At 55.3% G+C, this 7,232-nt stretch carries 6 protein-coding genes; 4 read left to right on the top strand and 2 right to left on the bottom strand.

Annotation, left to right across the window (positions count from 1 at the left end):
* The first annotated feature begins 1,439 nt into the window (after positions 1-1,439).
* The 3 genes from GQE99_RS20480 to GQE99_RS20470 all read left to right on the top strand — a co-directional run bounded on the left by GQE99_RS20480 (position 1,440) and on the right by GQE99_RS20470 (position 4,399).
* Complete coding sequence (locus GQE99_RS20480) at positions 1,440-2,801, top strand: hypothetical protein (protein ID WP_161353811.1); 1,362 nt, start codon at positions 1,440-1,442, stop codon at positions 2,799-2,801.
* A gap of 199 nt (positions 2,802-3,000) precedes the next feature.
* On the top strand, positions 3,001-3,258 hold the full coding sequence (locus GQE99_RS20475) for a helix-turn-helix domain-containing protein (protein ID WP_161353810.1): 258 nt from the start codon (positions 3,001-3,003) through the stop codon (positions 3,256-3,258).
* 583 nt (positions 3,259-3,841) lie between these two features.
* The gene (locus GQE99_RS20470; protein ID WP_161353809.1) at positions 3,842-4,399 is read left to right on the top strand and encodes a hypothetical protein; all 558 of its coding nucleotides are present in this window, start codon (positions 3,842-3,844) and stop codon (positions 4,397-4,399) included.
* A 414-nt stretch (positions 4,400-4,813) separates the two neighbouring features.
* On the opposite strand, the gene GQE99_RS20465 is transcribed toward GQE99_RS20470, so the two are convergent.
* Both GQE99_RS20465 and GQE99_RS20460 read right to left on the bottom strand, forming a co-directional pair.
* Positions 4,814-5,485, bottom strand: a complete 672-nt coding sequence (locus GQE99_RS20465; RefSeq protein ID WP_235917317.1) for a sugar transferase — start codon at positions 5,483-5,485, stop codon at positions 4,814-4,816.
* Between the two features lie 351 nt (positions 5,486-5,836).
* Positions 5,837-6,079, bottom strand: coding sequence for a helix-turn-helix domain-containing protein (locus GQE99_RS20460; protein ID WP_161353807.1), 243 nt, complete (start codon positions 6,077-6,079; stop codon positions 5,837-5,839).
* 34 nt (positions 6,080-6,113) lie between these two features.
* Between GQE99_RS20460 and GQE99_RS20455 the strand changes: the two genes are divergently transcribed.
* Positions 6,114-7,052: a tyrosine-type recombinase/integrase gene (locus GQE99_RS20455; protein WP_161353806.1), complete on the top strand. Its 939-nt coding sequence runs from the start codon at positions 6,114-6,116 to the stop codon at positions 7,050-7,052.
* The last annotated feature ends 180 nt before the right edge of the window (positions 7,053-7,232 follow it).

The raw sequence follows: 7,232 nt of genomic DNA, 5'->3' as shown, positions 1-7,232 counted from the left end.
TTCGTCCGTGAATCTCGTTCGCTTCATTGTCCGTCCTCAGGTTGGGCCGGACTCTAATCGACGGTGGAGGAAAAATCCCGTGGCAGGTCACCGGAGCCAAAGCTTGACTTTACCACAACGGCATCTGGCATGTCATTAAAATCACTTTCAAAAAGCCTCTTTCTTACAAGGACCCTCTTAGCGAAATGAAGTTCCTTTGGAATTCGGCCGCCCAGGAAATCTTGCACATTTCTCTTATGCCCGTATTCAGAATAGAACGGATCCCTGTCAAACAGGATTCTATATAACAATTTCTCTGAAAAAAGTTTAGGATTGTCGAGGCTTGGCTTGAAGCCATGCTCCTTCTCAAATCTTGCAAGCGTTTGAACCCGAAAAGCGGCATGCGCGTCGTTCGTTCGCTTTGCGGGAGATGTGGAGCCCCTCAACCCTTTAAGAAAAGGAAAGGTATGCCGCAACGAAACCATGCTCAATCTACTATTTCAAATATTGACCTAACGCTCCAATTTTCACCAATGCAAAGGACTTTGGGAACGCTCTATATGAAGACCAATTTGGCGGCCTATCACGAGCTCTGCAAGTCTTTTCTCATTGCCTTCACGCCCAGCGGATAGCGGATCTCGTGGAGTGGGCTGCAATGCCCTACTGGCAGTCTTTCACTTTTGATTCTTGGACAAATGGTCAAGGTCGCAGCGCGTACGACACCGGGTACCTCCCTCTCGTGGGGTCCGCTCATCTGTTTTTGCGATGTCGTGCCGGTCGCTGGCTTCATCGGACCGAAATCAGTTGTGCAGGTCGCGTTGAACACCACAGGTCATATTTCGTCGCCGGGGTGCGCTGCCTGTGGGTGGTGATGCGGCCGCGAAATTCTTTGTTCGGCACAGTTTCTGAGCGCCAATCGATGGCGTGGCGCCATCCGCCAAAGGAGTACCCTTCACAACTTGTGCTGCTCAGCGGTTCCAGGGCCCTCGCCATGGACGCAGGCCCCTCTCACAAAGCGAAGGGAGTTGCCTTCGCCCTTTGCCTTCATAGCCGGAGCCGGCCTCGGCCTGGGCGCGCCAACGGCAAGGCGCTCGCGAAGACGGGATCACGAGTATCGGCTGAACGCTTTGACCAGCAAGGCCCTACGTTACAAACCAACGCAATATCGACTTGGGCGGGATGCAGGTCGACCAGTTGCGCCGGTTTCAGTCCGTTATCCGCAACGCGCCACCGCCTTTCCGTCACCTCATGGCCTTTTCGGTTCGATCCATACAGGCCTTTTTTCGCGGACGCACGGCCGCACGCCTATTCAGATACAAGCCCGCACACGCCGAAATTGGAAAACGGTACCACCCCCTTCTGGCTAGCCCGAAGCTCAATGGAACGACTTTCTTTCCAATCGTGAATTTGCTAGATTGATTAACGGCAGTCCATACTTAAGAATAACTGAGGCTTTGGGGATGCGTTTCATAAGTGGTGCATTAGAGAGGCTTAGGAGCGCAATTCCGGACCTCAGCAGGCCAAAGAGAATTGAAGAAGCGCTCGACCAACTACATCAAAGAAATGAAGCTCTGGAGAACAAAATTGACGCACTCTTGAGGAATGGCACCGCAACATTGGGAGCAGCTTCACTTGGCGCGAAATACGCAAAAAATGTAGTGAACAATGAGGGGAGAATTCGTGTCGCCTTTCTCATTCATAACTTTGAAGCCTGGTGGTCTCTTCGGTCCGTCTATTTCAGAATGCTGACTGACGACAGTTTTGATCCAATCGTGTTTTCTCTTCCGCGAAAGTTTCCCGGGTCCGTAGATTTCATTGACGAGGACAAAGTACACGAAAGACTGGCTGCTGAAGGTGTTCACAGCATCAGGCTCAACGATAGTGATCCCTTTCGTGACCTAGACCGTCTCCGCTCCTTCGAATTTGACGCAATTTTTCGGCAATCGCAATGGGCGCCTGATATCCCCCCGGCATTCGATAGTTTGAACTTGAGCTTTGCGCACCAATACTACGTGCCATACGAGGTAACCACGATATCCGATCATGGTCTCGATTTTGTTTCGACCTACCACCATCAGCTTTGCGCGCGGGTTTTCGTGGCAAGCGAATTGTCAAAGTCAATCGCTGAGAGTAAAGATATTTATCGCGGAGCACGCATGACGGTGTCGGGCCATCCAAAAGTTCCCGAAATAATCCGAGCCTCGCCCAGCTGGCCTATCGACACGGGAAACGCCACGAGAGTGATCTGGAGTGCGCATCACGCCATTGATACTGGCTGGAACAACTATGGCGTCTTCCCCCTCGTCTTCGAGGAGCTGTTGAAGCTCGCGACGCGCCGAACTGACATTGATGTCTTGTTCAGCCCCCACCCCGCCCTGTTGACGCGCATCCAGGAAATGACTGGAAGTGAACGCGCGGACTACGACGCGTTTTTTGAAAACTGGGAAGCGCTCCCCAATACGGCAGTACTTGAAGACGGAAGGTATCTTGGTCCCTTCCAAGCCTCAGATCTCTTGATAATTGATGGCCTTAGCTTTCTTACCGAATACCAGCTGAATGAAAAGCCGGTTATTCATCTGTCCAGGCCTGATCGTTCAGAACCGAACCGGTTCGGTGAATTGGTGTTTGCTGGAACACACGAGCTTCCCGTTGCAAGAGTTTGCGATCTGGAGAACATGATAGATGGCATCCTGTCCGGCGAAATTGAACAGAAGCTCGATGCTCAACGACGTCTAAAGGCGCTACTGACAGAGAAATCAGACCCGGCAGGTGAAATCATTAATGCCCTGAAGGCAGATCTGAGACCCGCTTCTTCTAAATAGGACCCAATTTGCCCAGAACATGATGACAATTCCTTTTGAGTCACAGGTGACCTGCCGAGCTGCCACCGACCTGCCACGGGTCTTTCACCCCCCCGCGTCCGGTTGTCTAGTGCGTCCGCGGAGTCCTTGCACCTCAGCGAAGCATAATGCGCGCGCCTGTCGGCATTACACCACATGTGGTTATTGGCTCCTGTCGGATATGGCAAACCCTATTGATGTTTTTAGCGGGAAAAGTCTTCGTAGAGAATGTCTCAAGGCGGGCTTCTCCAAAGTCGCGATGGCCGAACGGATCGGCGTGAAGTACCAACAGCTTCAGAAATTCGATAACGCCAAGAACCGTGTCTCCCGGGCCAGGCTGTGGCCTGCAGCCCAAGCCCTCGGCGTTCCCGTTTCAACCTTCTTTCCGCCAGTTGACCTTGGCGCGACGTGGCCATCCGATGCCGAAAGCGGCGATTGACCCGGCCGCTCAAAACCCCGACGCTCGAATAGACAGAGCCGGGTCGAAAAAGTCAGCTTCTACCCACCAAGGGCAGCGGAGATCGCGAGACCGCCAACCAGGAGAGCTAGAACCAGCAGGACGGCCGTATATGGAACAATACGGCGGTTACGAAGAGGCGCTCGAACATGGCAATAGCCGCAGTTCCTTGCACCATACCTCATCTTGTGGCCGCAGTTCCTGCAATAAAAAATCCTAACCGTCACTTGAAAGTCCCCCTACCAAGCAAAATTCACGACTGGCGCGGCTTCTTTCCTGCATTCCATGAAAGCGCGCCGATCAATACACATTCTCTCGTTATTAAATACTCACTTAACCACCTTTTACACTCCCGAAACCCGCAACTGTAGAAAAGTCAGAGCCGCGAATAACCACCCAGAACATCGCTTTGCAACCATGAAATTTTGACTGCGCTCAAAAGGTATCATGGCGCTTCTGCGCCACACAAGCTGTGCCGGCGCGACCCGTCGATTGACTTCTTGAAGTGACGCATCGCTAATTTCAGATACGAAAAAGTCTTCTGTCTTGCACCTCGGAGTGAAGCGTGACCAAGCCCAAGAAATTAAGCCTAATGGTGATCAGCCTGTTCATCCTGGTCACCGGCCCGGTCGCAGCACAATCGCGCCCAGAGGTGGCCTGCGACCAAATCTCGATGGAGATCTTCCCGAGGACGGGGCATTTCAAAGGCTTCTCGGGCTTGGACGTCCAGTCCAACGGTCTCTACCTGTCGTGCGGGTATTCGTTCTCGGTTTCACGCGATGTCGAGGTGGTCGCGGGGGTGAGCGCCATGACCTTCGTCAACAGCTTCGACGTCCAGAGTTACTCTGCTGGCGCATCACTCGAGGTTCGATACAGGCCAGGCATCGTCGAGAACGCGGGGCTCTACGCTGGCGTCGATATCGGCATAGTCTACGGGTATGATGGGCTTTTACCCCCCTCCCGCATGATAGGCCCCCTCACGCCTGCTGGGAACTTCAAGGGCGGCGTCCTCTACGACATTCCGAATACAAGCGCGACTCTCTTCGCGGGCGTCCGCTTCGTGCCCCCGGTTGGGGTCACGGGCATCGTGGCGCCAGGCATCGGCATGTCCTACGAATTTTGAACTCCCAGGCTTGACCAAACGAGCCGTCGCGATATGAGACGAGCAACTAACGCTGTGCTTCAGATCACATTGCGCGGTCGCGCAGGTCCGCCTCACGATGCACGCCCGGAAGCGCTCGGCACCAAGTCCCAGCACTTGCAGCAGGCGGACACGCAACGCCCCGAAAATTCGTCTTGGTCGATCTCGACCTGTCATTGAAGTGTCCGGCGCCGAGCAACTAGCGAGCTCACCTGGAGAGACCCGGCAATCCCCTTCACCGCGGCCTTCGACCCCACGCGCAGGCAAAGCCCTCCGTCATGTCGGTTCGCCGGCGTCCAAGGTTCGGCAGCCACACGGGCCCAGTGGACCGACCATTGTTGCGAGAAAAGTTAGACGCCCCCCATTTGGCGCCTTCGGCAAAGGACAGATTGCCCATCAGTGTCCGGCTGCGCGCACCACTGCCACGAGCGTCAACCAGAGAATAAGCGCCTCTTGCCGAAAGCCCGCACGACGGATGTAGAGGTCATCGCGGCGGGCTTTTGCACTGAAAGCGTCCATGCCTTCGGCATAACCGAGCGTTACCTGCGCAAGACCGCTGATGCCCGGCCGAACGGAATGGCGTTCGCGATAGTGGGGCACCGACATCGCGTATTCGCACGCGTGCTCGTACAGGTCGGGCCTCGGTCCGATGAAGCTCATATCCCCCTTCAGGACGTTGATGATCTGCGGCAGCTCGTCAACCCGCAGTTTGCGCATCAAATGGCCAAGCGCCGTGATCCGGTCTCGTTCAAGGCCATCGTGTGCAGCGCGGGATCTCGAAGACACGCTACGCATGCTGCGGAACTTGTAGATATTGAAGGGGCGCATGTAGCGCCCCATGCGCTCTTGGCGGTACAAAAGCGGACCGGGGTTCAGGAACGGGTTCAGCACGGCAATAACGATCCCGCTGGCAATCAGCACTGGTAGAAGGAGCACGCCGAGAACGAGGTCGAAGCCGCGTTTTGAGGCCCAAAAGAGCTTCTGCCGCGCGACGCTGTCTTTCCTGAGGAAGTTGACCCGTAAATTATGTTCGAGGTCTTCAGTCCAAGTGTCGACAAAATTCGTCAAGATATGCGGCCCCCAACGCAAAAACATTCTTCAATAAGAAGTAGGAAAAAACGCGTACGCGCACCGAAGTCAACAGGGCGCGCCACCTCTTCGAACGAAGGTATACTAAAGAGAATGCAGTATCGTTTCAGGTTGATTTTGCATGTACTTTACGGGCGGGATGGCGAAGATTTCTACATTCTTCGGAGACCTGTGTACGGTTGCACGGCGTCCCTCCGCGATTTTTTGGGCGCACGACAGGTCAACGCGGGCCCTCATCATGAAAGGTCATTGCACCTCCTTTCCAGTACGCTGGTCGGCCAATAGTCCTGGACCGCGAGACCACGTGCCGAGGCTGAGATGTAGAGGTGCTCAAGATCGCTGATGGGCGATGATAACGCCTGGTCGGTCTTCGGGTGTCCCGGTGAATTCGACACCAGCGACTTCGAGGGCTGTCCTTACTGCCTTGAGGTTGGCAAAGGTACTATTCGGCACTCCGTCCGCAGCCTCCATGCGTTTTATGGTTCGCACGCTGACACCGCTTTCCGATGCCAAATCATCAACGCTCCACCTTAACGCGACACGGGCAGCACGTATTTGAGCGCTGATGATCATTGACCATCACCCAAAATGGATCTAAAAGTGCCACATGGCACGAAAGAAGGTCTGCTCATCTGTTGCTTCCTGGCGCTCCGAATTCGCCCGCCTCGAAGGCGCATACGCGCCGTCCACAATGAAGGCATACTATTCTGACGTACAGGCGTTTGTCGACTGGTGCCACGAGACCGGCGAGCTTCCCTTCCCCGCTGAAATCGAGACCATTTGCAGCTTCCTTGAAGCACAAGGAAAAGAAAAGGCGCCGTCGACAGTACGACGGCGCCTCTATGCCATCCGAAAAGCCCACCGGCTCTTGCGGCTTCCCGACCCGACCTATGACGAAGACATCAACCTTTCGCTGCGCCGGATCCGCCGAGCCAAGCCCGTTCGCCCAAAGCAGGCGAAGGGTCTGACGCGGGACTATCTTGATCGCTTCATCGAAAGCGAGCCGGACACGCCCTGGGGGCTCCGAAACAGGGCCATGCTCTCCCTGGGCTACGAGCTTCTCAGCCGGCGGTCAGAACTTGTCGCGCTGCGGACCGATGACATCGAGTTTCGGCCAGACGGGACACTTCAAGTCCTGGTACGACGGAGCAAGGCTGACCCGTTCGGCAATGGTCGCCTCGCCTTCACTTCGCAACCAACTGCGAAAAGGATCGCCGACTGGCTGGACTGGCGCAGCGAAGAAATCCCGTACCTGTTCTGCCCGATCTACCAAGGCAAACCCGTCAACCGGGACCTGAGCGTGACAACGGTCAAGCAAGTGATCAAAGATGCGGCTAAACGGTCCGGTCTGGACCCATCCATCGTGGGGGAGTTCAGCGGCCACTCGCTCCGGGTTGGCGCTGCGCAGGATCTTTTGAAGATGGGCTTCGACACAGCCGCGATCATGCGCGCAGGGGGCTGGAAATCAATCAACGTGCTATCGCGTTATCTAGAAAAGGCTGAGCACAATGTCTGGGCGAGCGACCCGCCGCTAAGCACGCAATGATCCGGAGAACCACTCCTGGAAGGCCGACCCCTGGCAGAAGATCACCTAAGCTCCGCTCGGGACGCGATCATTTTTTGCAAGAGCACGTGTGAGCTAATGGGATGAACTGCCTTCCCACCAACCCGCTGCTACTATGGCGGGCATAGGTGGAGAGAGGAGCATCTGATGGACATCAAGGTT

This window comes from Maritimibacter harenae, assembly GCF_009882975.1.
GTDB lineage: Bacteria > Pseudomonadota > Alphaproteobacteria > Rhodobacterales > Rhodobacteraceae > Maritimibacter > Maritimibacter harenae.
Note: the sequence above shows the minus strand (reverse complement) of the source record. Positions and strands in the feature narration are given on the sequence as shown.

Excerpts from the sequence above, each read along its gene's own strand:
- GQE99_RS20460 (WP_161353807.1), bottom strand. The coding sequence starts at position 6,079 with ATGATCATCAGCGCTCAAATACGTGCTGCCCGTGTCGCGTTAAGGTGG.
- GQE99_RS20475 (WP_161353810.1), top strand. The coding sequence starts at position 3,001 with ATGGCAAACCCTATTGATGTTTTTAGCGGGAAAAGTCTTCGTAGAGAA.
- GQE99_RS20455 (WP_161353806.1), top strand. The coding sequence starts at position 6,114 with ATGGCACGAAAGAAGGTCTGCTCATCTGTTGCTTCCTGGCGCTCCGAA.
- GQE99_RS20480 (WP_161353811.1), top strand. The coding sequence starts at position 1,440 with ATGCGTTTCATAAGTGGTGCATTAGAGAGGCTTAGGAGCGCAATTCCG.